This is a genomic window from Vibrio sp. YT-19(2023), from assembly GCF_033337395.1.
Window position 1 is genome coordinate 1 of record NZ_JAWOQN010000506.1, and the last position, 697, is coordinate 697.

At 47.9% G+C, this 697-nt stretch carries 1 protein-coding gene; it reads right to left on the minus strand.

Going from position 1 to position 697, the window contains the following annotated elements; all coding sequences use genetic code 11:
• On the minus strand, positions 1-697 hold a 697-nt coding region (locus R7E78_RS26790), incomplete at both ends, for a RecQ family ATP-dependent DNA helicase (protein ID WP_318058694.1).

Here is a 697-nt window from a genome sequence, read left to right on the forward strand (position 1 = left end):
AATACAGTTAGCCCAGAAGTATTGCCAAGCAGAATGCATTCCGAGCGTTGTCCGTCTCGTCCTGCTCGACCTATTTCCTGGGCATAGTTTTCAATGGATTTAGGCAGATCAAAGTGGATCACTCGGCGAATATCGGATTTGTCGACACCCATCCCAAAGGCAATCGTGGCCACAATGCAGTCAATTTGGCCCGCCATAAATTGCTGTTGTATTTGCTCACGAACTTCACTTTTCATTCCTGCATGATACGCATGAGCGTTAACGCCAATGTGGATCAATGACTTAGCCACTTGCTCTGCAGTTTGCTGTTGCGTTACGTAAACGATGGTTGGCAGTTTAGGGGCTGCGGCGACAATCGTGTTGAGTTGCGTTTGCTTTTCGGACTCTTCGCAAGGGATGACTGAAATATCGAGGTTCGAACGGTAAAAGCCAGTTACAGTAATGTGGTCACTCGCAATATCGAACTTATTTTTCATGTCCTCAATAACGGCGGGCGTTGCTGTGGCGGTCAGCAACAAGGTTTGGGGAATATTCAGTTCTCGCTGATATTGCGGCAACTTGAGGTAATCCGGACGGAAGTTATGCCCCCACTCAGAGATACAGTGCGCTTCATCGACCACCATCAAAGAGATTGGCACCTGACGAATGAACTCGCGAAAGCGCTCGTTTTTGAGGCGTTCGACAGAAATCATCAGAA